The sequence below is a fragment of the Saccharopolyspora hirsuta genome (genome assembly GCF_008630535.1).
GTDB lineage: Bacteria > Actinomycetota > Actinomycetes > Mycobacteriales > Pseudonocardiaceae > Saccharopolyspora > Saccharopolyspora hirsuta.
On the sequence record NZ_VWPH01000003.1, the window covers coordinates 69,464 to 92,728 of the forward strand.

General features: G+C 71.2%; 20 protein-coding genes. 10 read left to right on the plus strand and 10 right to left on the minus strand.

What is annotated here, in order from left to right; translation table 11 throughout:
• Positions 1-10 precede the first annotated feature (10 nt).
• Both F1721_RS06435 and F1721_RS06440 read right to left on the minus strand, forming a co-directional pair.
• Positions 11-1,705: an adenine deaminase gene (locus F1721_RS06435; RefSeq protein WP_150065643.1), complete on the minus strand. Its 1,695-nt coding sequence runs from the start codon at positions 1,703-1,705 to the stop codon at positions 11-13.
• Positions 1,706-2,140: 435 nt separating this feature from the next.
• Entirely contained in the window at positions 2,141-3,457 is a 1,317-nt protein-coding gene (locus tag F1721_RS06440; protein ID WP_150065644.1) for an NCS2 family permease, read from the minus strand.
• 93 nt (positions 3,458-3,550) lie between these two features.
• Between F1721_RS06440 and F1721_RS06445 the strand changes: the two genes are divergently transcribed.
• From F1721_RS06445 to F1721_RS06460, 4 genes are all read left to right on the plus strand, one after another.
• Positions 3,551-4,528 carry a LacI family DNA-binding transcriptional regulator gene (locus F1721_RS06445; protein WP_150065645.1) on the plus strand — a complete coding sequence of 326 codons (978 nt, stop codon included), beginning with the start codon at positions 3,551-3,553 and terminating at the stop codon, positions 4,526-4,528.
• Positions 4,529-4,621: 93 nt separating this feature from the next.
• A complete protein-coding gene (locus F1721_RS06450; RefSeq protein ID WP_150065646.1) occupies positions 4,622-5,770 on the plus strand; it encodes an aminotransferase class V-fold PLP-dependent enzyme in 1,149 nt (382 codons plus the stop codon).
• 207 nt (positions 5,771-5,977) lie between these two features.
• Entirely contained in the window at positions 5,978-6,649 is a 672-nt protein-coding gene (locus F1721_RS06455; protein WP_150065647.1) for an L-2-amino-thiazoline-4-carboxylic acid hydrolase, read from the plus strand.
• Between the two features lie 298 nt (positions 6,650-6,947).
• The gene (locus tag F1721_RS06460) at positions 6,948-7,763 is read left to right on the plus strand and encodes a nucleotidyltransferase domain-containing protein (RefSeq protein WP_150065648.1); all 816 of its coding nucleotides are present in this window, start codon (positions 6,948-6,950) and stop codon (positions 7,761-7,763) included.
• A 239-nt stretch (positions 7,764-8,002) separates the two neighbouring features.
• Here the strand turns inward: F1721_RS06460 and F1721_RS06465 are convergent, their stop codons facing one another.
• The 3 genes from F1721_RS06465 to F1721_RS06475 form a co-directional block, all read right to left on the minus strand.
• Complete coding sequence (locus F1721_RS06465; RefSeq protein ID WP_246154359.1) at positions 8,003-9,808, minus strand: FUSC family protein; 1,806 nt, start codon at positions 9,806-9,808, stop codon at positions 8,003-8,005.
• A 221-nt stretch (positions 9,809-10,029) separates the two neighbouring features.
• Entirely contained in the window at positions 10,030-10,353 is a 324-nt protein-coding gene (locus tag F1721_RS06470) for a hypothetical protein (RefSeq protein WP_246154361.1), read from the minus strand.
• A gap of 66 nt (positions 10,354-10,419) precedes the next feature.
• Positions 10,420-10,701, minus strand: a complete 282-nt coding sequence (locus F1721_RS06475; RefSeq protein ID WP_150065650.1) for a hypothetical protein — start codon at positions 10,699-10,701, stop codon at positions 10,420-10,422.
• A 249-nt stretch (positions 10,702-10,950) separates the two neighbouring features.
• On the opposite strand from F1721_RS06475, the gene leuA reads away from it, so the two are divergent.
• Entirely contained in the window at positions 10,951-12,744 is a 1,794-nt protein-coding gene (leuA, locus tag F1721_RS06480) for a 2-isopropylmalate synthase (RefSeq protein WP_150065651.1), read from the plus strand.
• 198 nt (positions 12,745-12,942) lie between these two features.
• Positions 12,943-13,488, plus strand: coding sequence for a HEAT repeat domain-containing protein (locus tag F1721_RS06485; protein ID WP_150065652.1), 546 nt, complete (start codon positions 12,943-12,945; stop codon positions 13,486-13,488).
• A gap of 4 nt (positions 13,489-13,492) precedes the next feature.
• Here the strand turns inward: F1721_RS06485 and F1721_RS06490 are convergent, their stop codons facing one another.
• Positions 13,493-14,137 (minus strand): DedA family protein, encoded by a 645-nt coding sequence (locus tag F1721_RS06490; protein ID WP_150065653.1) that lies wholly within the window; start codon positions 14,135-14,137, stop codon positions 13,493-13,495.
• 192 nt (positions 14,138-14,329) lie between these two features.
• Between F1721_RS06490 and F1721_RS06495 the strand changes: the two genes are divergently transcribed.
• From F1721_RS06495 to F1721_RS06505, 3 genes are all read left to right on the plus strand, one after another.
• Complete coding sequence (locus F1721_RS06495) at positions 14,330-15,466, plus strand: mandelate racemase/muconate lactonizing enzyme family protein (protein ID WP_150065654.1); 1,137 nt, start codon at positions 14,330-14,332, stop codon at positions 15,464-15,466.
• A 418-nt stretch (positions 15,467-15,884) separates the two neighbouring features.
• Positions 15,885-16,103 (plus strand): hypothetical protein, encoded by a 219-nt coding sequence (locus tag F1721_RS06500; RefSeq protein WP_246154364.1) that lies wholly within the window; start codon positions 15,885-15,887, stop codon positions 16,101-16,103.
• A gap of 11 nt (positions 16,104-16,114) precedes the next feature.
• Entirely contained in the window at positions 16,115-17,752 is a 1,638-nt protein-coding gene (locus tag F1721_RS06505) for a hypothetical protein (RefSeq protein ID WP_150065656.1), read from the plus strand.
• A 23-nt stretch (positions 17,753-17,775) separates the two neighbouring features.
• Here the strand turns inward: F1721_RS06505 and F1721_RS06510 are convergent, their stop codons facing one another.
• Complete coding sequence (locus F1721_RS06510) at positions 17,776-18,672, minus strand: LysR family transcriptional regulator (RefSeq protein WP_150065657.1); 897 nt, start codon at positions 18,670-18,672, stop codon at positions 17,776-17,778.
• A gap of 148 nt (positions 18,673-18,820) precedes the next feature.
• Here F1721_RS06510 and F1721_RS06515 point away from each other — a divergent pair, with 148 nt between their 5' ends.
• Positions 18,821-19,738, plus strand: a complete 918-nt coding sequence (locus F1721_RS06515) for an EamA family transporter (protein ID WP_150065658.1) — start codon at positions 18,821-18,823, stop codon at positions 19,736-19,738.
• A gap of 119 nt (positions 19,739-19,857) precedes the next feature.
• Here F1721_RS06515 and F1721_RS06520 read toward each other — a convergent pair whose 3' ends face one another.
• The 3 genes from F1721_RS06520 to F1721_RS06530 all read right to left on the minus strand — a co-directional run bounded on the left by F1721_RS06520 (position 19,858) and on the right by F1721_RS06530 (position 23,131).
• Positions 19,858-21,351 carry an alpha/beta hydrolase gene (locus tag F1721_RS06520; protein ID WP_150065659.1) on the minus strand — a complete coding sequence of 498 codons (1,494 nt, stop codon included), beginning with the start codon at positions 21,349-21,351 and terminating at the stop codon, positions 19,858-19,860.
• A gap of 69 nt (positions 21,352-21,420) precedes the next feature.
• Entirely contained in the window at positions 21,421-21,603 is a 183-nt protein-coding gene (locus F1721_RS06525) for a hypothetical protein (protein WP_150065660.1), read from the minus strand.
• Between the two features lie 421 nt (positions 21,604-22,024).
• Entirely contained in the window at positions 22,025-23,131 is a 1,107-nt protein-coding gene (locus F1721_RS06530) for an ABC transporter ATP-binding protein (protein ID WP_150065661.1), read from the minus strand.
• Between the last annotated feature and the right edge of the window lie 134 nt (positions 23,132-23,265).

Below are 23,265 nucleotides of genomic sequence, written 5' to 3' on the forward strand. Positions count from 1 at the left end.
TTCGCCCAGCTCAGTGGCAGCAGTCGAGCACCTGCGGCGTCCAGTCGCGGGCCAGGACGTCGACCAGCCCCAGGTCGGTGATCTTGACGCTCGGCGAGACCGCCAGGGTCAGCGTCGACACGCTCATGAACGGGTTCGCGTGCCGCCAGCCCCACGCCTCGAGCGCTTCGCGCACTCGGCGGCTGCCCGCCACCGCCTCCGCCGTCGGCTCCGCCGACATGACGCCTCCGACGGCCAGCGGCAGTCGCGCCACCACGCCTCCGGCGTGCGCGACCGCCACTCCGCCGTCGTCGGCCAGCACCGCTTCCGCGGTGGCTCGCATCGCTCGCCGGGAGGTGCCCAGGGTGACGAAGTTGTGGCTGTCGTGGGCGTACGTCGTGGTCAGCGCGCCTTCGGCGAGGTCCATGCCGAGCACCGGGACGCACGAGGTGTTCGGTCGTCCGTGGCGGTTGCGCACCCAGAGGAGCGCGACCTTGCCCTCCCAGCGGACCTCGCCGTCGACGACTTCGAGCCTGATCTCCGCCGGTCGGGTGTAGGTGTCGACCGGATTCACCTGCAGGGCGCGGAAGTCGTGCGCGCCGTCGGGCAGGTCGAGGCGCCAGCGGAACTCGTCCGGGTCGATCTCGGCGATGTGCACCGAGCCCGCGAAGGGGTGGGTCACCTCGGGTTCCGGGTAGGTCGCGGTGCCGCCGCGGGCGACGACCGTGCCGCCCGCGATGACCGTGTGCACCGCGAAGTCCGCCAGTTCCCCGTCGAGCAGCAGCAGGTCCGCGCGCTTGGACGGGGCGACCACGCCGCGGTCGTACTTGCGCAGGCGTTGCGCGGGGTTCCAGGTCAGGGCGCGCAGGGCGTCCAGCGCGGGGAGCCCGGCCTCGACCGCCTTCCGACCGATGTGGTCCAGGTGGCCCTTGGCGGCGATGTGGTCGGCGGCCAGGTCGTCGGTGACCAGGCACAGCGGCGGCAGTTGCGGCAACGCCGTCAACGCGCCGACGACCTCCGGGAGCAGGCACTTCTCCTGCAGCATCACCGTCATGCCGAGGCGGGCCTTCTCCACCGCGACCTCGGGGGTGTTCTTGGTGTGGTCGGAGTCGATGCCGGTGGCCAGGTAGTCGCTGAGCTCCTCGCCGGAGAGGTTCGGGCAGTGGCCGTCGAGGATCGTGCCGCGCTCCCGCGCGACGCGCACGATGTCGTGCATCCGCTGGTCACCGGCCACCACGGCGCGGTAGTCCATCACCTCGGCGAGCGCGGAAACCCCGTCCCAGCCGAGGAGTTCGTCGATGTCCTCGGGGTCCAGGTGCGCGCCGGAGTACTCCATCCCGGCCAGCGCCGGGACGCACGACGGCACGCCCCAGAGCTGGGTCTGCGGGCTGCGCGCGCCCTCCTGGATCATCCACCGCATCGCGGCCTTGCCCGCGACGTTGACGATCTCGTGCGGATCGGCGAGGACGGTTGTGGTGCCGCGCGGCAGCGTCAGCCAGGCGAAGGCCGCCGGGGTGGTGAACGAGCTCTCGACGTGCATGTGCGCGTCGATGAACCCCGGCACGATCAGCCTGCCACCCGCGTCGATCACCTCGGCGGCCTCCGGCCCGGCCCCGGGCGGCACCACGCCGCTGATCACCTCGCCGGTGACCAGCACGTCGGCGTCGAACACCTCCCCGGTGAACGTGGACACCACACGTCCCCCGGCGATCCGCAGGTCAGCCATACCTCTCCCTCTCCTTGCCCCAGGGGTGTGCGATTTCAACGGGGCTCAGCGACGTGATTTCCCTTGAAGGCGGGGAAGTCGTCGCGAGCGCCGGGGGTCGGTCCCGACACCCCGCGATTTCGATTGAGCCTTTTTAACCTGCCCGTGGACCGCAGCTGCGAAGGGCGACCGGCACCGATCGGCGAGGGTCGCATGCGCCGCAGGCGCATAGCCCACCCTCGCAACCGGCACCGCCGCGGGTTCACGGTGCCCACCCCTCCGGGGTTCCTTCCGGCGAGGACGGCCCGGCTGCCGTGTATTGGCATACATAAAGCCGGGCACCCGCAGTCCAGGCGGGCGCTGAGGTTCCGCCACTTGCACCGCCACGCAGAACGAGGTTGGAAAAACCTCATTGAAATCAGACGTCCGATTTCCATTGAAGTTGCTGAAGAGTCGCTAGTGGGCGTTGGTCGCGAAGAAGAACACCAGGAACGGCAGCAGGATCCACATGCCCAGGTGGATGTCGCGGAACCGGCCCGCCACCACCTTGATCAGCACGTACGCGGTCAGCGCCGCGGCGATGCCGTTGCCGAAGTTGCCCCAGAAGATCGTGCACGCCACCAGCAGCGCCGCCGGGACCGCCTCGGTCAGGTCGCTGAGGTCGACCCGCTGGAACCCGCGCATCATGCCCAGCCCGACCACCACCAGCACCGGCGCGGTCGCCGCGGACGGGATCATGGTGGCGAACGGCGTCAACAGCAGCAGAACCAGGAACAGCCCGGCGGTGGTCAGCGACGTCAGCCCGGTGCGCCCGCCCGCATCGGACCCGGCCGCCGACTCGGCGTAGGTCGTGACCGACGGGGCGCCGACCAGCGAGCCGCCGGTGATCGCCACCGAGTCGACCAGGAACGTCCGGTTGATGTCGGACTTCTGACCGGTGCGCTCGGACAGGCCGATACGCTCGGTGACCGCGAGCACCACGCCCGTCGCGGAGAACAGCTCCGAGGCGAAGAACGCGAACAGGTACTGCAGGTACTCCGGCCGCAGCGCGCCCCAGAGGTCGATGTCGAAGGCCACCGGGCCGAGCCCGGCCGGGGCCTGGAACCAGTGGTCGGGCAGCTCGGTGACGCCCAGCGGGATGCCGATGATCGTCAGCGCCACGATGCCGATCACGAACGCGCCGGGCACCTTGCGCGCCTGCAGCGCGGCGACCAGCACGATGCCGCCCAGCGCGAGCAGCACCTCCGGCGAGTTGAGGTCGCCGATCTCCAGGCCGCTCTTGGACGGTTCGAGCATGCCGGAGAGCTTGAAGCCGACGTAGACGATGAACAGGCCGATCGCGGTGCCGATGGCCTTCCGGATGTTGTCCGGGATGACCTTGGCGAGCAGGCCGCGGAGTCCGAGCAGGGACAGCACGAAGATCGCCACGCCGGACCAGAACACCATGCCCATGGCCACCGGGTACGGCACGTGCTGCTGCTGGATCAGCGTGGCCGCGACCAGCGCGGTGCCGCCGAGGCCCGGCGCGAGCACGAACGGCATGTTGGCGAAGAGGCCGACCGCGGCCGTGGCCAGCACGATCGTCAGGATCGTGCCGGTGGTGGCCGCCTCGTGCGGGACCCCGGCCTTGGCGAGCATGCCGGGGATCACCACGACCGCGTAGGCCGAGGCGAAGAACATGCTCAGCCCGGCCAGCAGTTCGGTGCGCACCGAGCTGCCGCGCTCGGCCAGTCCGAACCAGCGGTCCAGCTTCGGCTGCTTCACATCGACCATCGGCCGCGACTCCCCTGGTGGCGATTGCAAGCGCTTGCAGTGCAAGCGATTGCAGGGAGGTTAAGCAGCGCGGTATGAAGGTGTCAAAGCAACGTGAGGGAGGACTCGATGGCGCGGCTGGCCGACGTGGCTCGCAAGGCCGGGGTGTCGGTGGCGACCGCGTCGCGCGCGCTGGTGCGACCGGAGATGGTCGCCGAGCGCACCCGGCAGCGGGTCCGGGACGCCGCGATCGAGCTCGGCTTCCGCTACCACCCGTCGGCACAGGCCCTGGCCACCGGCCGGAGCCGCCTGCTCGCGCTGCTGGTGCCCGACCTGACCAACCCCTTCTACGCGCCGATCATCGCGGGCGCGCAGCGCGCGGCCGAGGAATCCGGCAACGACCTGCTGGTCGTGGTCACCGACGAATCGCCGGAGCGCGAGCGGCAGCTGATCGACCGGCTGCGCGACCGGGTGGACGGATTCCTGGCCATCGCACCGCGCGGCGCCGGTTCGCTGTTCACCTCGCTGGACGTGCCGCTGGTGCTGGTGGACCGGCGGGTGCGCGGAGTTCCGTCGGTGGTCGTCGACACCCCGGGCGGGCTCGCCGAACTGGGCGCCCACCTGGCCGAACTCGGCCATCGGCGGGTCGCCTACCTCGGCGGACCGCGCGGCTCGTGGGCCGATCCGCGGCGGCTGGAGGGCCTGCAGCGCGGGCTGGCGCACGAGGTCGTCGCCTTCGGGCCGCTGCCACCGACTTTCGAAGCTGGCAGCGACATCGTCGACGAGCTGCTGGCGAGCGAGTGCACCGCGGCCGTCGCGTACAACAGCGCGCTCTTCCTCGGTCTGCTGTACCGCTTGGCGCAGTTGGGCGTCCAGGTCCCGGAGGCGCTGAGCGTCTGCTGCGCGGACAACCTCGCCGGTCTCGGCCTGGCCGTGCTGGAAGCGACCGCGCTGCACGTGCCCGCCGAAGACGCCGGTTCGTCGGCGGTGGAGATGGTGCTCGGAGCCGTCGAAGGCCGATCGCCGGAACCGAGGCACCGCTCGGTTCCGGTGCAGCTGGTCATCGGGAAAACGACCGCGATCCCACATTGATCATCCGATCGCGAGGGGTGAATTCACCTCAAGTTCGGGATTCAGCCGCCTCTGTCGTTACATTACGTGCGGTGATGCGGTAAGAATTCACACGTGTGGACCAGCACCAGATCCGTCGCCGAAGCGCTCGACCATACCGATGCGCTCGCCGATCTGCGCGTCCGCTACGACCTGCCACCCGGCCTGATCCGCCTCGACGGCGACAGCGGCGGACCGCTGCGCACCACCCCCGCTCGGCTGCGCCGGTTCGTCATGCACCGGCACGGGACGCACACCGGTCGCCCGCGCGGTGAGTCCGAGTGGCGGCGCGAAGCCCGCCTCGCCGCGATCGCGCTCGCCCCGCTGATCGGCGCCGCTCCGAAGGAGCTCACCGTCGGCGAATCGACGTCGATCAACCTGTTCAAGGCCCTGCTCGCGGCCGCTCGCCTGCGCCCCGGACGGCCGGTCCTCGCGGTGGGCCGGGACTGCTTCACCGCAGACCGGTTCCTCGCGAAGTCCGCCGCCGAGTTCATCGGCGGACGCCTGCACCTGTTCAACGACATCTCCGAGCTGGCCGCCCTGCCGTGCGACGAGGTGGCGGTCGTGGCGCTCTCGCACACCGACCTGCGGACCGGAGCGGTGCGGGATGCCTCGGCCATCACCGCCGAGATCCACCGCCGCGGCGCGCTGGCGCTGTGGGACCTGAGCCACTCGGCTGGCGCGCTGCACGTGGACCTGCACGGCTGGCGAGCGGACTTCGCCATCGGCTGCGGGCACAAGTACCTCGGCGGGGGCGCCGGAGCACCGGCCTACTCGTTCGTCGCCGACCGCCACCGCGGCACCTTCCCGGTGTGCACGACCGCCGGGGTGCTGCACCCGCTGGCGGACGGCTTCACCGGCTCGGCGTCGACGCTGTCGGTGTCCGAACTGCGCACCGGCCTGTCGATCCTGGCCGGTATCGACGTGGCGGAGCTGGCGGCCAAGACGGCGAGCCTGGTCCAGCTGTTCGTGGACCGCCTGGACCACTACTGCGCGGACACCGGCATCGAGGTGGTCCGGCCGCCGGGCCCGACCGGCGCCCAGATCCTCCTCCGCCACGAGCGGGCCCAGCACATCGCGGACGCGCTGTTCGACCGCGACATCGTCGTGGAACACCCGGCACCGGACCTCCTGCGCCTGAACTTCGCCCCGTCCTGGCTCCGCTACGTCGACGTCTGGGAGGCCGCCGAACAGCTCCACGCCGCCCTCCACGACGTGAACTGACGGTCCTCGCTCGCCCCCGTCCTCGCGGAAAGTTCGGACAGCTGGGCGGGTTCGGTGCGACACTGGTCGGGTCAACATCAACTGAAGTTCGTCGGCGCCTGGTTGGTCGGTGGAGCGCGCTGGCGTGCTCGCTCGTGCGGGTACGGCCAGCTTGCCGCCAGGCAGTGCTGCGTTCGTTCCCGGTCGAGCCCGATCGGAAGGACGACGATGACCGCCGACCACTTCGACCCCACCGCCGAACACCACGTGCCCGATCCGGAGCGGGACACGACGTTGCTGCTCGACGGCTTCTTCGAGCACCTCGGCGCAACTCTCCGCTCGCACGCGTTGCCCGCGGAACTGCTCGATGCCGTGCGGGAGCGGCATTCGGACCTGATGACCACCAACCTCTCTTCGGCCGTTGACGACATGTCCCACCAGCACCTCCGGACGACGTTGGCGCTGGTCGCCGCCTTCGAGGTGCTTCGCCCGGCGCTCGGGTCCACGGCCGCTGTGGACGCCGTGCGACGGGCCTACGTCGAACCGCTGGCCCCCGCCGTCCGGGCCGCGACCCGGGCGGTGCTGGACGAATCCGAGGATCCGTTCCGGGCCATGGTGGACATGGCGCGGGCTCGCGAACAGCACTTCTACGGCGCGGGTTTCGAGTTTCGGCACCCGGTGGACGACGACCGCCGCTACCACTCCGACGTGCACCGGTGCTTCTACCAGGAAGTGCTGGCCGCCAACTCCGCGTCCGAGCTGGGGCCGGTGCTGTGCGCGTTCGACCAGAGCTGGATCGAGGCGATCGACCCCGAACGGCACGGGTTCCGGTTCGAGCGTGCTTCCACGATAGCGCTCGGCGGGACGCACTGCCCCTTCCATTTCAACCGGGAGAGTTAGGTCGATCGGCCAGAAACCGTTGGCCTGCAAGACGATCCGATCCCACCGAACCCCGGCCGTTCGACCGATTCGCACCGCTGATCGCCGCGGCATGCTCGAAAGCGCATCCGGTGTGCGGGCTTTCCGGGCTCCGCACACAGCAGAGCTGTCGGAGAGGAGCGAGTCATGAACAGCGTTGCAGGGAACCTCGTCGGACGCCCGGGGGACGGAGCGGGTCGGCCAAGCATCCCGGGAAATTTCGGGGAGCCCTCCGGGGTTCTCGTCACCGGGCGGGGCGGGCGCGCTGGAGACTGGGGTCATGTCGATGCACCAACGCGCGGCGGAACTCGTCGCGGACTACCTCGACCTGGTCGATGCCGAAGCGGGCGGGCTCGTGACGGGCCTGTACCTGGAGGGCTCGGTGTCGCTCGGGGACTTCCGGCCGCACGCGAGTGACGTCGACTTCATCGCGGTGAGCGAGGAGCCGCCGGACTCGGCGGCGATCGCCGCGCTGGAGCGGGTGCACGCGCGGCTCGCCGATCGCCGACCGCACTTCGACGGTGCCTACCTGACGTGGCGGGACCTGGCCGTTGGACCCGCGGCGGCCGTCGGCAGGCCGAGCATCGAGGAAGCGCGGTTCCGCACGACGAGCGGGCGGCTGAGCCCGGTCACCTGGCACACCCTCGCCAGGTACGGCGTGACCTGCCGCGGTCCGGCGGTCGCCGAGGTGGACGTCTGGTCGGATGCCGCGGAGCTGGCGGCCTGGCAGGACGCCAACCTCGACGAGTACTGGGGACGGCTGCTGTCCCGGACCGCCCACCTCGCCGACCGGCCCGGCCCGTTCGCGCGGACCGATGCCGCCACGGCCTGGACGGTCACCGGGGTGGCGCGCCTGCACTACACGCTGTCCACGGGGGACATCACCTCCAAGGACGGTGCCGGGCGCCACGCGCTGCGGGTGTTCCCCGAGCAGTGGCACCGCGTGGTGCGGGGAGGCCTGCGCGTCCACCGCGCGGAGAACGACCAGTCGCTGTACCCGGATGCCCGGACTCGGTGGCGGGACGTGCTCGCCTTCGGCGAGATGGTGATCGCCGATGCGCACCGCTGCTACGCCGAGGGCCGCGGAGAAGGCTGACCGATCAGGAACACCGAGCGCCGTTCGAGCTGGCGTGCACCGAGACGTCCGGGGTACGCCGCTCGTTCCAGCGCTCCGGAGCCGAGGAACCCGACCGAAAGGCCGGAATTCCTTGGCCGATCGGCTGATCTGCCCGTCCCCGAATCAGCCGATCTCCTGATCCGCGAAGCTGATCTCGGCGGGCATCCTCGAAGGCGCATCCGGCGTGCGGGGCCATCCCCCACCCGTGCGCCGGGTGCTCACCGACCGGCGACTCCGGCGTACACCCGCTCCAGCTCGTCGTGCAGCTGGGCCGGGCGCACGTCGGTGGAGCGGAGCTGGCGGGTGGTGGTGCGCATGGTCGACACCAGGCGCTGGGCCTGCTGGAGATCTTGGGGGTTGTTGCGGACCGCCTTCTCGGTGGCCGCGTCGACCACCCGCTCCAGCACGCTGATCGTCGGCCACCAGCGTTCCGCCCGCGACGCCGTCGCGGGGTTCATCAGCTGCTGCTGGAGGGCTCCGCGGAGGTCGGCCAGCTGCCGGTAGGTGCGGCGGCGCAGCGCGGGGCGACCGTGCCGCACACCGGCCAGCGACTGGGAGACGTACTCCGCCACCGACGCCACGGCGTCGGCGAACAGGGCCTCCAGCTGCGGCCCCCGGTGCAGCGGCCGCAGCAGGAAACCGACGACCAGCACGATGGCGCACCCGACGAGCGTGTCGACCAACCGGGCCACCGCGTGGAACTCCGCGCCCTGGCTCATCTGCAGCAGCACCAGCGCGGTCACCACCGCGCTGAACAGGCCGTAGTGCCGGTCGATCGCGACCGGAAGCTTGGCCGCCAGCACGACGATGAACGGCAACAACCACCAACCGGGAGGTACCAGGGAGAGCAGCAGCAACGCGATCAGAACACCTGCGACGGTGCCGACGGCGCGCAGCACGGTGCGAGCGAAGACCGAGCCGGAGTTCGGCTTGAGCACCAGCGCGGCGGTCAGCGCGATCCAGTACGGCTGGTCCAGCCCGGCGAGCAGGCCGATCCCCTCGGCCAGCGCCAGGCACAGCACCATCCGGAGCACCTGGGCCCAGGTGGAGCGGCCGAAGGTCAGGCGCACGCGCTCCTTCTCGCTCGACACCTCGGCGTGCTTCGCGAGCCGGAACGCGCTGACCAGCTCCGCGATACCCCGGTCGAGAGCCTGTGCCAGCGGTGAACCGGCGGTGTCCGGCTGGTACGGCGGTGGCACCTCACCGGTGCGCATGCAGCGGGCCAGCGTGCGCAGGGCTTCACGGGCGCGCAGCGAAGGGCGTTCTCCGGCGTGCACCAGGGAGACCGAGGCCTCCACGATCGGGGTGGCGTGGGTGTAGACCAGGTACAGGCGGTCGCGCACCCGGCTGCGGGACATCGACCCGCCGCCGACCAGCACGTCGTGCGCGGTGTTCAGGGCCTTGGTCAGCTCCTGGCGGGCGGCCACCGGCGCCTCGGCGTCGAGCATCCGCAGCGTCGCGTCGAAGATCCCCGCGACCGCGCTGCGCGCCGGCGCGGTGCCCCGGAACGGCCAGGTGGCCACGACCAGCGCGAACAGCAGCAGCTCACCGGCGGAGAACCAAGCGACCTGCTCGACCACCGACAGGGTCGCCGACTTCTCACCGGTGGCGACGATGCAGAACGTCAGCATGTGCGCGCCGCCCGAGGACCACAGGTCGCCCATCCGGCTGGACAGCACCGACGGGACCGCCACCGCGAGCACCGCGGCGGCCGCCCACCACGGGCCGGGCGCAGCAGCTCCGGCGGCGAACCCGAGCGCGCCGAGGACCACGGCGACCCCGACCCGGCGCAGCCGGTAGCGGTACGAGCCGGTGAGGTCCGAGAAGCTCGCGCACAGCGCGCCGACCGAGGCGAGCACCGCTTCCTCGATCCGGCCGGTCAGCAGCCCGACCAGCTGCGGCACCCCGATGCCCAGCGCCACCGCGCAGACGCGCGTCCAGTCGACGGGGATGGACATCGGGCGCAACTGCCGCAGCAACCAGTCCGGCAGCAGGGGGCGGGGCAGCGCTTGACTCGTCAACACGCACATCCCTTCAGGAGGAGGGGACACGCGCTCCACGCCGAGCGGCTGGGATCTGCGCTCGATTGTCACCGGGCGGCGACCGGCGCACCCGCGATCGACACCGGTATCACACCGCGGGCTCGATCACACCCGATCGGGAAAGGTCCGCCCCAACCCGCCCCAACCCGCTCGGTCCCGGCGAGGGCCGGGCCGATCCGGCGACGCCCCTCGACACGGCAGTCCTAAATGGACGGACGGTTGAGGGCGCTCAGGACCCTGGTCGCGAGCGAGGCGATGACCAGCCAGAACAGGGCCGCCACTCCGTAGTTGACGAGCACCTCGAGCTTGGGGTCCGCGGGCATGAACAGGTCCTGGAAGCCCAGTGCCAGCCACTCCGCCCAGGACGCGACGAACTTCGTGATGCCGTTGTCCGGGTTGGCGTTGCCGATCGTCAGGATCACGTGCACCGCCAGCAGCGCGGCGGCCGCCGTGCCGAACCACCGGACGACCGAGATGAGCACGCCGAGGCCCCGGTGCCACGCCCGGCGCACGTCAGCGCGTCGCACACCGCCCTCCCGCGCCCCGGAACTCACTTCTTCCACCACGAATCCAGTGTGGCACGGGAAACGCGATCAGCCGAAGACCCGACCGAGCAGTCCGCCCACCAACACCCAGAAGCACGCGGCGAGGCCGTAGTCGAGCAGCACCTGGAGCACCGGGAAGTCCACCGACAGCAGACCGGGGAAGAACAGCGCCAGCGGCTCGGCGGCCTGCGCCACCGATCCGGCCAGCTCCCCCTCGCTGGCGATCCCGGTCAGGATGAACAGCAGGTGCAGCACCAGGAGCGCGGCGAACAGGAAGCCCACCCCCTGGAACAGCACCGCCACCCCGCTCCGACCCTTGCTCGCCGCCATCGAACCGCTCCCTCCACGTGAGTCCGCTCTCACTCTGCCAGCTCGAGCGCGACGAACCGGCACCACGGCTCCCACGATGTGGAAAGGGTGGTTGCATGGTGGGCCGCCCTTGGGTTTAGCCTGGGTCCGTGGCTCGCGTTCTCCTGCTTCGCCGCCGCGACGGGGTCTGACCGACCGGCCCCTCGTCGCGGGGTTCGAACGCGCCGGTCGTCGGTCCAGATCCGGAAACCGTGCAGGAGAACCACTCGCATGAGCAACATTTCCCCCGAACCGCAGGCCTCGTTCGCCGAGCGGGTGCGCAAGCCGTCCCGCCCCGCGCCCGCCGACCAGCAGCCGTGGAACCCGCAGCTGGGCAGCTCGATGCCGCACCACCGCTACCGCCCGTTCCACGAGCTGGTCGAGAACGTGTCGCTGCCGGACCGGACCTGGCCGGACAAGCGGATCACCCGCGCCCCGCTGTGGTGCGCGGTCGACCTGCGCGACGGCAACCAGGCGCTGATCGACCCGATGTCGCCCGCCCGCAAGCGCCGCATGTTCGACCTGCTGGTGCAGATGGGCTTCAAGGAGATCGAGGTCGGGTTCCCGGCGGCCAGCCAAACCGACTTCGACTTCGTCCGGGAGATCATCGAGGACGGCGCGATCCCCGAGGACGTGCGCATCCAGGTGCTGACCCAGTGCCGCCCGGAGCTGATCGAGCGCACCTTCCAGGCCCTGGAGGGCGCGCCGCGGGCGATCGTGCACATCTACAACTCGACCTCGATCCTGCAGCGCCGCGTGGTGTTCCGCGAGGAGCGCGAGGGCATCAAGAAGATCGCCACCTCGGCCGCCGAGATGACCCTGGAGCTGGCCGGCAAGTACTCCGACACCGACTTCCGCTTCCAGTACTCCCCGGAGTCCTACACCGGCACCGAGCTGTCCTACGCCGCCGAGGTGTGCGACGCGGTCACCGAGATCTGGCAGCCCACCCCGGAGCGGCCGGTGATCCTGAACCTGCCCGCCACCGTCGAGATGGCCACCCCCAACGTCTACGCGGACTCCATCGAGTGGATGCACCGCAACCTGGCCCGTCGCGACTCGGTGATCCTGTCCCTGCACCCGCACAACGACCGCGGCACCGGCATCGCCGCCGCCGAGCTCGGCTACCAGGCCGGGGCGGACCGCATCGAGGGCTGCCTGTTCGGCAACGGCGAGCGCACCGGCAACGTCGACCTGGTGGCGCTGGGCATGAACCTGTTCAGCCAGGGCATCGACCCGCAGATCGACTTCTCCGACATCGACTTCATCAAGCGCACCGTCGAGCACTGCAACCAGCTGCCGGTGCACGAGCGGCACCCGTGGGGCGGCGAGCTGGTCTACACCGCCTTCTCCGGCAGCCACCAGGACGCCATCAACAAGGGCCTGGACGCGCTGCGCGACGCGGCGGACAAGGCCGGGACGCCGGTGGACGAGTACCCGTGGGAGGTCCCGTACCTGCCGATCGACCCGAAGGACGTGGGCCGCACCTACGAGGCGGTCATCCGGGTCAACTCTCAGTCCGGCAAGGGCGGCGTCGCCTACATCATGAAGACCGAGCACCAGCTGGACCTGCCGCGCAAGCTGCAGATCGAGTTCTCCAAGGTGGTGCAGGCCCGCACCGACTCGGAGGGCGGCGAGGTCAACCCGACCGAGATGTGGGAGGCGTTCTCCGCGGAGTACCTGGAGGCCACCGCGCCGGTGAAGCTGGTGCGGCAGCGGGTCGCCGGGGAGAACGGCAACGAGACCATCACCGCGACCGTGGTCGTGGACGGCGAGGAGCAGGAGATCACCGGCACCGGCAACGGCCCGGTCTCGGCCTTCGTGGACGCGCTGAGCACCATCGGCTACGACGTGCGGGTCATGGACTACAACGAGCACGCGCTGACCGCCGGTGACGACGCCCGCGCGGCGGCGTACCTGGAGTGCGCGGTGGGCGACAAGGTCTTCTGGGGCGTCGGCGTGGACACCTCGACGATCACCGCGATGCTGCGCGCGGTGGTATCCGCGGTGAACCGCGCGAACCGCTGACCGACGGCGAACCGGAACGGCCTGCGCACCTCGTCAACCGGGGTGCGCAGGCCGTTCTGGTTTGTCCACAACCCTGTGGATAACTGTGCACAGGCTGTGGACAGCTCCGGGAGACCTGTGGATGCGCGCAGCGGAGTAGCGTGATCACCTCACCCCCGACCGGAGGCCCGCACCGTGCAAACCCGCCGCAGTCGGCGCTTGGCGCTCAAAGACCACGTCACCATGGCCGAGGTGAACGAGTTCGCCGCCGCCCGCGGCTGGACCGAGCTCGGCACCATGCGCGCGGACCCCGGGGCCGGGGTCTTCTTCGAGAAGAAGTGGCAGGTGCGGGACGAGCTCAGCCTCCACTACGTCGTCGACGACCTCGCGGGCGAGCGGTACGTGCTGGCGATGGGCCCGGATCCGGACGCCGAGCTGGCCGAGCTCACCTCGGGCCTGGACACCTGGACGATCTCCGAAGCAGCGTTCAACTTCGACGCGAGCGTCTACCGCGCCGACAAGGACCGGGCCGTCCGCCTCCTCGGCGTCGTCTCCCCCGCGGACCCCACCCGGGCGATCATCGACCGCGTCACCAAGGCCGCCCGCAGCGACCACTCCGAGATCAGGCACGCCGCCGTCCTGGCCATGGCCTACGCCGAGTGGCCGGATTACCGCCGCGCCCTGGAAGACCTCGTCGAGCGGGAGACCGACGAGGCGGTGCTCCTGGACGCCCAGGACGTGCTGTCCGCGCTGAACGCCGAGTAGGCGATCACGGGACCTTCGCGTCGGAGTCCTCGGCGGCCGCCAGCTCCTCGGCCTCGTCCGCCTTCGCCGCGCGGCGGCGCACCACCCGCACGATCAGCCAACCGATCACCACCGTGACCAGCAGGGCGATCCAGGAGAAGCGGTGGAACCACTGGCCCGCCACCAGGCCGAACACGTACGCCAGGGTGGTCACCGCGCCTGCCCAGGCGATGCCGCCGGTGGCGTTCGCGATCAGGAACTTCCGGTACTTCATGCCGAGGATGCCCGCCAGCGGCCCGGCCAGGATCCGCAGCAGCGCGACGAACCGGCCGCCGAACACCGCCCAGGCGCCCCACCGGTCGAACATCCGCTCGGCCTGCCGGACCGGTTTCGGCCCGAAGTGCTTCGGCAGCTTGCGCCCCAGCCAGCCCAGCAGGGTCCGGCCGTACCGCTTGCCGATGGCGTAGCCGATCGAATCGCCGATGATCGCCCCGCTGGCCGCGACGACGCCCAGCGCGATCGGGTTGACGATGCCCTGCGAGGCCGCCACACCCGCGCTGACCAGCATGATCTCACCGGGCAGCGGGATCCCCACGCTCTCCAGGCCGATGATCAACCCCACCACCAGGTAGATCACCCCGGGCGGGATCGAGTCCAGCAGTTCGATCATGGAGGTCCGTTCTGATCGGGTTCGGTCGCGGCCGCGACAGGCCACCGGCCAGAGTACGTATCCACCGCCGATGACGTCGCCGGGAACCCGAATACCCGCGCACATCTATGGCGCAGTCGCACATCCGGTGTGACCGTTACCACATCGGACGTTCGCGAGCATTGCTCGCGATGCCCGCAGGGGGAGGGCATTGTGCGCATCATCGGCATTCGGCACATACCGGTCGCCGTGCCGTTCCACCACGCGGAGCGGTGGACCTCGGGACGGCGCGGGCTGATCAGCGTGCTGATCGAGATCGACACCGACGAAGGCATCACCGGCATCGGCGAGGCCCCGGCGCACCCGTCGGCCGAGATCGTGCTCGCCGTGCTGCGCTCGGTCGAGCGCTTCGCCATCGGCGAGGACCCGTTCCGCACCGAGCGCCTCGCCAAGCTCGGCGAGGTCGTCGGCACCTGGCACCCGGTGGGCGCGACCAGCCCGGCGCTGGCCGCCATCGACATGGCCTGCTGGGACATCGTCGGCAAGGCCTGCGGCCAGCCGCTGGTCAACCTGTTCGGCGGACGGCTGCGCGAGGACGTCGAGTACCTGCACCAGATCCCGACCGGCGCGCCGGACCGGATGCGGGACCTGGCCGCGCAGGGTGCTGCTGCCGGGTCCGAGAGCTTCCACGTGCAGGTCGGCGCCGACGACCTCGACGTCGACGTGGAGCGGATCGCCGCCGTCCGGGACGGCATCGGCCCCGACCGGTCGATCCGGGTGGATGCCAACGCGGCTTGGTCGCCCGCGGCGGCCCTGCGGGCGCTGCGCGCCTTCGCGCCCTACGACATCGAGTTCGCCGAACAACCCGTCCCCACCCGCAACATCCCGGAGATGGCCCGGCTGCGCGCGCACGTCCGCACGCCGCTGCTCGCGGGCCAGCTGTGCCGCGACCGCCAGCTGGAGGTGATCCGCCTCGGCGCGGCCGACGCGATCTCGGTGGACAACGCGCTGGACGGCGGCCTGCTGAACATGAAGCGGTCGGCGGGCATCTGCGAGGCGGCGGGCATCCCGACCGTCAAGCACAGCCTCGGCGAGCTCGGCGTGGCCACCTGCGCGGCAGCGCACCTGATCGCGGCCACCCCGGGCTTCGGTCTCGCCAACCAGTCCTACCGCGCCCTGCTCTCGGACGACGTGCTCGAAGGCGGCCCGCTGCCGTACCGGAACGGTCGGCTGCGGGTGCCGGACGCACCCGGCATCGGGGTCGAGCTGGACCGCGACCGCCTGGCCCGGTACGCGGAGCTGTACCAGGTGGCGGGCGAGGAGTTCGAGGCCGCGGGCCCGCCGAGCTGAGCTGCGGGGTCCTACTGCGGTCGTAGTCGGCGGGCGCCGGAATCAGCGTCCGGTCCGGCGAACACACTCGACCAAAGACGGTACTGCGCGCGGCCTCCGTTCGGCAGCATGGTGCTACGTCGCGGGATGCCAAGCGACGCCCCTGGGGAACAGGGTCGGAGGGACGGGCCGGAGGGGCGGGGGAACAACGTCGGGGACCGGCCCTCCCTCTTGATCCTCTCGGGGACTTCCAGCGGTTGACGACACGTCCCGCTGCTGCTCGGCCGGGCTCCGGCGTTCGGGTTCTCGTGTTGGTCGGTGCGTGTGAAGTTCGGGTCGGCTCCGTTGCCGAAACCACCCGATCGGTGTACCGAACTTGATGCCGGGTTGTGCACCGGGTTCAGTCAGGCACCGGAATGACAGCCGTGCCGAGGTGAACATGTGGCCGATCGAAGACCCGTGCGAGCAGTTACGTTGGCGCATCCCGTGCCGACCGCCCGCCACCGACTCCCTGTCCGTGCTCGTGGTGGGTGATCGGGTCGCCGTCGTGCTGCCGCCCGGGGAGACGCTCGTGTTCACCGCGGACGAGGCGGACGGGCTCGCCGCACTGCTGGACAAGGCCGTCGGGTTCGCTGCCAGCGGCGGACCGGACCGATAGGAGGGTGCCGCGTGGGACTGATCGACACCGACCTCAGCTTCGATCCGCGCGACCCCTACTTCCCCGCCCCCGGCGCGACCGGCGTCGAGTGGGCCCTGCAGGTGTTCACCACGACCAACGGCTACGGCCTCGACTCGGCGGGCGTCCGGCTCAGCGACGACCGGACGCACCTGCACGCCGACCGCTACGCCTGGCTCGGCCAGCAGCTGCCCGTGGACGCCGGGTCGGTCGACGTCGCGGTGACCAGCAGCGGCGGCGTGCTCGAGTGGTCCATCGCGGTGCGCCACGAGGAGCCGATCAAGTCCGTCAAGCTGCTGCTGCGCGGCCTGCCCGCCGAGCAGCTGCGGGCGGGCTGGTGGGCGCCGAACACCGGGCGCGGTCGGGCGCACGGCGTCAACGGCCAGCGGTTCCAGCTCGAATACCCGGGCCCGGACTGGGCGACGCCGTGGGTGGCGGCGGGCACCGAGCAGAGCGGGCTCGTGCTCAGCGTGCGCGATCCGCTGGTGCGGCGGCAGATCCTGCACGTCCACCAGCCGCCCTACGCGCCGGGGCCGATCACCGAGCTGGTGCACCTGCCGATGGCCAGCGCCCGCTCGACCAGCTACCAGGTCCCGCCGATCCGGCTCCGCCCCGGAACCGACGCGCCCACCGCGGACGCCGACCTGGACGAGCACATGTCCTTCGTGGAGCAAGCGCACGGCCTGCAGCCCTGGGCCACCCGGCCGGACGTGCCGGACTGGATGCGCCGCATCGCGCTGGTGGTGACGCTGCACGGCCAGCACTGGACGGGGTACGTGTTCAACACCTTCCCGCAGATGGCCGAGGCCCTGCGCTTCGTCGCGCAGCACATCGAACCGCACCGGGTGCTGGCCTACCTGCCGGGTTGGGAGGGCCGCTACTACTACGCCTACCCGCAGTACCACCCCGGCGAGGACATGGGCGGCGCCGAGGGGTTCGCCGCGCTCACCCGCTCCGCGCGGCAGCTGGGCGTGCGGCTGATGCCGATGTTCGGCGGCCACGGCGCGAACGTCGTCCAGTACCCGCCGTGGGAGCGGGCGGTGCTGCGCAACGACACCGACCGGTACGTCGAGCTGCTGAACCGGCCGGACTGGGACAGCGACCGGGTCGGCGAGGGCGACCAGGTGTTCCTCAACCCCGGGGAACCGGAGTTCCGCGCGCACCTGGTGGAGTCGATCTCCGCGACGGTGCGCAACTTCGGCGTCGACGCGGCGTTCCTGGACACCCTCGGCTTCTGGTTCAACGACCCGCGCCACGACGTCTTCGACGGCTACCGGCAGCTGGTCGCCGAGCTGCGCAGCCGCCACCCCGAGCTGGTGCTGGCGGTGGAGGGCTGGTGGGACGCGCTGATGTCGCTCTTCCCGCTGAGCCAGCAGTGGTACGGCATGGACCGCGACCTCCGCAAACCCCGGGTGCTCAACCGCTACGCCCGCACCACCGGCCACCTCGCGGAGGGCACCCCCGGCCAGGGCAGCACGGGAGTGCACGAGAAGGGCTTCCTGCCCCGCCCGCCCGACGTCTTCCACGAGGGCCACATCCCGGTGGTCGGCATCTCGGACACCACCCTGCCCGCCCAGGCCGACGAGGTCGCCGCGATCTGCCGCTGGGCCGCCGAGCACGGCCCGGCCTGATCGTCGCTCGACGTCGAGTCCGATCATTCGGCGATGCGGCTGGCCTCCGCGATCAGGGCGTCGAGGACGAGCTGGACGGCCGGGCGTTCGGTGGCTCCGCGGCGGGAGACGACCTCGATGTTGCGACCGGCGCGGACGCCGCCCAGCGGGCGGAGCGCCACCGTGCGGAGGTTCGCCGAGTACCTCGGCAGCAGGGCGACGCCGTGGCCGTCGGCGACCAGCGCTTCCGTGACCTTGAAGTCGTTGATGCGCTGCACGACCTTCGGCCGGACACCGGTGCGGACGGCCAGCGAGCGCAGGACGTCGTCCACCGGGAACCCGACGTCCACGCTCAGCCACGGCTCCTCCACCAGCTCGGCCGGTTCGACGCGCTCCTGCTCGGCCAGCGGGTGCCCGAGCGGGAGCGCGACGTCCAGCGGCTCGCGCAGCAGCGGGGTGATCGCCATGCGCTCGCCGTCGAACGGCGGTGCCTGGTCGTCCCGGTGCGTGACGACCAGGTCGAAGTCCGCGGTCAGGCCGGGCACCTCCCCCGGCGTCATGTCGACGTCCCGGCACTCCAGCCGCACCTCGGGGTGCGCGGACATCCGCCGCAGCAGGCCGGGGAGCAGCAGGAACGCCCCGGACGGGAAGATCGCCACCCGCACGACTCCGCGCGGCGTGGACCGGTAGCTGTCCAGCTCGGCCTCGGCCCGGTCCAGCGCGGCGAGCACCTCGTCCGCCCGCGCGGCCAGCGCCCACCCGGCGTCGGTGAGCCGCAGCCCGCGCCCGGCGGGCTCGGTCAGCTGCACCCCGACCTCGGCCTGCAGCGCCCGGATCTGCTGCGAGACGGCGGACGGGGTGTAGGCCAGGGCCTTGGCAACAGCGGTGACGGTCCCCCGGTCGGCCAGCTCCCGCAGGAGCCGCAACCTGCGAACGTCCATGAAGGAAGGCTACGTGTTCTGCGTCGAACCGAATCCTGGACTTCACGGTTCGAGTTCCCGGGGTGTGGACGTCCATGAAGGACTTCTGCATGCTTAGTGCAGATAGTGTTGCTTGTGCTTCACAGTTGCGCCGATCAGGCTGGAGGGCGTGAATCCTCGGGACCGTTCGCTGGCCGTGCTCGTCGCCGTGCTGTGGGGCGCCAACTTCATCGCGCTCGACTTCGGGCTCGGGCACTTCCCGCCGTTCTTCTTCGCCGGGTTGCGGTTCGCCGTGCTGCTGCCGCTGCTGTTCTTCGTGCCGCGGCCGGATGTCCCGTGGAAGTGGCTGCTCGGGTACGGGTTGTGCTTCGGGGCCCTGCAGTTCGCGTTCCTGTTCGTGGCGATGAACATCGGGATGCCGACCGGGCTGGCGTCGCTGGTGCAGCAGGCGTCCGCCCCGTTCACCGTCGCGCTCGGAGCGCTGCTGCTGCGGGAGCGGATCACCCCCGTGCAGATCGTCGGGATCCTCACCGCGGTGCTCGGCATGGTGGTGATCGGCTGGCACCGCGCGCAGACCGCCGCCCTGCTGCCGATGCTGATCACCGTGTGCGGCGCGTTCTCGTGGGCCCTGGGCAACCTGTGCGCCCGGAAGGCGAACCCGCAGAACCCGCTGCACCTGACGCTGTGGATCTCGATCGTGCCGCCGCTGCCGATGTTCGCGCTGTCCGCGGCCGTCGAAGGACCGGGCGCCGGGTGGGACGCGCTGGCGACAGTCTTCGACTCCCCCACCGGCTGGTACGCGCTCGGCGGTCTCGCCTACACCTCGCTGCTGGCCACGATCATCGGGTCCGGGCTGTGGACGACCTTGATGGGCCGCTACCCGGCGAGCCGCGTGGCGCCGTTCTCGCTGCTGGTGCCGATCGTCGGGTTCACCACCGCGTGGCTGGTCCTGGACGAGCGCCCGCACCCGGTGGAGCTCGCGGCGGGCGCCGTCGTCGTGGCCGGGGTGCTGCTGGGCAGCCTCAAGCTCACCCGGCGCGCGACCCCGCCCGGACCGCTCGAACCCGTCCCGATCCGGGCGACCTGACTGCGGCGCCGCCCGACTCGGTGCGCAGCCAGCCGCCGCACTCGACCCGGATCTGGAACCGTGCCCGCCACCAAGCCGCCCAGCGCGGTCGCGGCCAGCACCGCGTCGACGGGTCGGGGTCACTGCCCGTCCGGTGCGATGTCGGGGCGCGGCTGACCAGCGCAGGTCAGGTCCGGGGGCGGCAGCACGCCGTCGACCAGGTATCCGGTCACGGCATCGTCCACGCACGCGTTGCCGCGCCGGGCGTACTGGCCGTGGTTGCCGTCGTCGACCACGGTGATCAACCGGTCACCGAGCCGCTCGGCCATCGCCGCCCCGCCCGCGTACGGGGTCTGCACGTCGGCCTCGGCCTGCACCACCACGCCGACCGGGTAGCCGTCCCGCTCGACGCGGGTCGGCGCTTCCGGCGGGGTGAACGACCGGAACGTGCAGGGGCCCGGCATCGCCGTGGCCGCTCCCCAGCCGTAGGGGTACTGCTCGCTGAAGAGCTCGACGTCGCGCCGGTAGACGTCGAGGTCCGAGGGCCAGTCGGTCTCGCAGTGGATCGTCCGGTTCACCGCCTCGTACCCGGACACCGTCGACGTCCCGGGCTCCGGCGGGGTGAACTCACCGGTGTCCCCGACCCGCCGCACTAGTTCGGCCAGTCCCGGCCAGTCGGAGCGCAGCGTGGACTGGTGCCCCACCGCCTGGTCGAAGCGCGTCTGCGGGCTGAAGCCGTGCTCGTCGGGCGTGCGCGACAGCGCGCGCGAGGTGGCCTCGACCGCGGCGAGCACCTCGGCCTTCGAGCTGCCCAGCCCGAACCGGCTGTCGCGCTGGCCGACCCACTCCGCCCACGCCTCGACGTTCTGCCGGTTGGCGAGGGACGAGGCCATGTCCACCTGCCGCCAGCTCAGGTTCGGCGGCAGCGAGGAGTCGAGCACGCTGCGGTCGAGGTGCGCGGGGAACATCGCGCCGTACACCGCGCCGAGGTAGGTCCCGTACGAGTAGCCGACGTAGTTGATCTTCTCCTCACCCAGGACGTCGCGGATGACGTCCATGTCCCGCGCGGTGTTGCGGGTGTTGATGAACGGCCGGACGTCCCCGCTCGCCCGCTGGCAGCCCTCCTCCGCCGCCTTCGCCCAGCGCGCGTAGGTGTCGAAATCGGCCTCGGTCGGCCGCGAGACGATCGGCTTCGAGACCTCGGTGTCCTCGCAGGAGACCGGCGTGGACCGCCCGACGCCTCGGGGGTCGAAGCCGATCAGGTCGTAGTGCTCGCTCAGCGGCGTGTCGGCGAAGCGCTGCTTGGGCCAGGACACCACCTCGCCCGCCGCGTTGGTGTCCGTGAGCCCGGAGCCGCCGGGACCGCCGGGGTTGGCCAGCAGCACGCCGCGGCGGTGCGCCGGGTCGGACGCCCGCTGGCGGCTGATCGCGATGCTGATCTGCTCGCCCTCGGGGTGGGCGTAGTCCAGCGGGACGCGGATCGACGCGCACTCTACGGAGGCGTCGAAGTCGCACGGTTGCCACGCCGGTTCTTGCGCGCGGAGATCGGATGCCGCGAAGGCCGTCGGAGCGCAGGCCGTGACGAGCACCAGTGCCGCCACCGCGCCGATCCCTGTCAGCTGGAAGTGCCTCATGGCAGCGACTGTGCTGCACCCGCGTCGGCGCCCGGTCCCGGCGACGTCGCGGTTTCGTCGCAACCGCCGTCAGGACCGGCGGTTGCTGCTGCGCTCGAAGTCCGGGTTGCAGACGTGGACCCCGTTGCCCTCCGGGCAGTCGTAGGACACCAGGGTCCGGCCCGATTCGGCCACCAGCCGGTCCGCCGTCGCCGCCGCCAGGATCGCCCGGTGCTCGCACGCGGTGCACCGCTGCGCGCTGCTGTACCTCACTCGCCACCTCCGTTCGCACCTGACCGGCGATCCTATGTGGACGACCCCGGGCACGGGGCCGACACGCACCTCCCGACCAGGAACTGCAGTTTCAATTGAAACTGCGGTTCCCACCCACACCGGATCGCAGTTTCAATTGAGCCTTTTCATCCTGCCCGTGGACCGCAGCTGCGAAGGGCGACCGGCACCGGTCGGCGAGGGTCGCATGCGCCGCCAGGCGCATAGCCCACCCTCGCAGCTCGCACCGCCGCGGGTTCTCAGCGTTCGCCTGGCGAGGACGGCCCAACTGCCGTGTATTGGCATACATAAAGTTGGGCACCCGCAGTCCAGGCGGGCGCTGAGGTTCCGCCACCGGCACCGCCACGCAGAACGAGGTTGGAAAAACCTCAATGGAAACTGCACCTCCCGGACGTCCGACGGCTCAGCTGGCCGAGGTGATGTCCCGGTCGCCGAAGTCCGCCGGGTCGACCGCTTCGGCGACCACCTCGTGCGGCTTCAGCCGCCCGTCGCGGATCTCCTCCGCGTAGTGGCACGCCACCCGGTGCCCGGGCTTCAGCTCGCGCAGCGCCGGGCGCTCCGTGTCGCAGCGGTTCGGCTGGCGCCACGGGCAGCGGGTGTGGAAGCGGCAGCCCGCCGGGGGGTTGGCCGGGGACGGCAGGTCGCCCGAGAGCAGGATCTGCTCGCGCGAGTCCTCCACGGTCGGGTCCGGCACCGGGACCGCCGACAGCAGCGCCTTGGAGTACGGGTGCAGCGGTTCCGCGTAGAGGTCGTCCGATGTGGACTCCTCCACGATGCCGCCGAGGTACATCACCCCGACCCGGTCCGCGATGTGCCGCACCACCGCCAGGTCGTGCGCGATCACCAGGTAGGTCAGGCCGAACTCGGCCTGCAGGTCCTCCAGCAGGTTCACCACCTGCGCCTGCACCGAGACGTCCAGCGCCGACACCGGTTCGTCGGCCACCAGCAGCTCCGGGCCCACCGACAGCGCGCGGGCGATGCCGATGCGCTGGCGCTGGCCGCCGGAGAACTCGTGCGGGTACTTGCGCAGCGAGGTCGACGGCAGGCCGACCGCGGCGAGCAGCTCCCGCAGCTTCTTGTCGGTGGCCTCGCGGCCGGTGTCCATGCCGTGCGCGCGCATGCCCTCGACCAGCAGCGACTGCACCGACTGCCGGGGGTCGAGGGAGGACAGCGGGTCCTGGAAGACCATCTGCATGCGGCGGCGCATCCGGCGCAGCGGCTCGCCCTTCATCCCGGACAGGTCGACGCCGTCGAACACCACCCTGCCGCCGGTCGGCTTCTCCAGCCGCAGCACCGCGCGCCCCAGCGTCGACTTGCCGCAGCCGGACTCCCCGACCAGGCCGTAGGTCTCGCCGCGCTCGATGCGCAGCGACACCCCGTCCACGGCGTAGACGTGGCCGACCGTGCGGTCCAGCACCACGCCGCGCTTGATCGGGAAGTGCACGGCGACGTCCTCGACGTCGATCAGCACGTCCCGGGACTCCCCGGCAGTTTCCAGGGTCTCGGTCATGCGGTTCCGCCTCTCCGCGATTTTCCGTGGTGGTCGCGCCCGGGATCGAACTCACGTTTCGCGGTTTCTTGTGGCCAAGTCACATCACGGTCCCCTGAGGCGCGGTTGAGCAGGGCTCCAGTTGGCACAAGAGG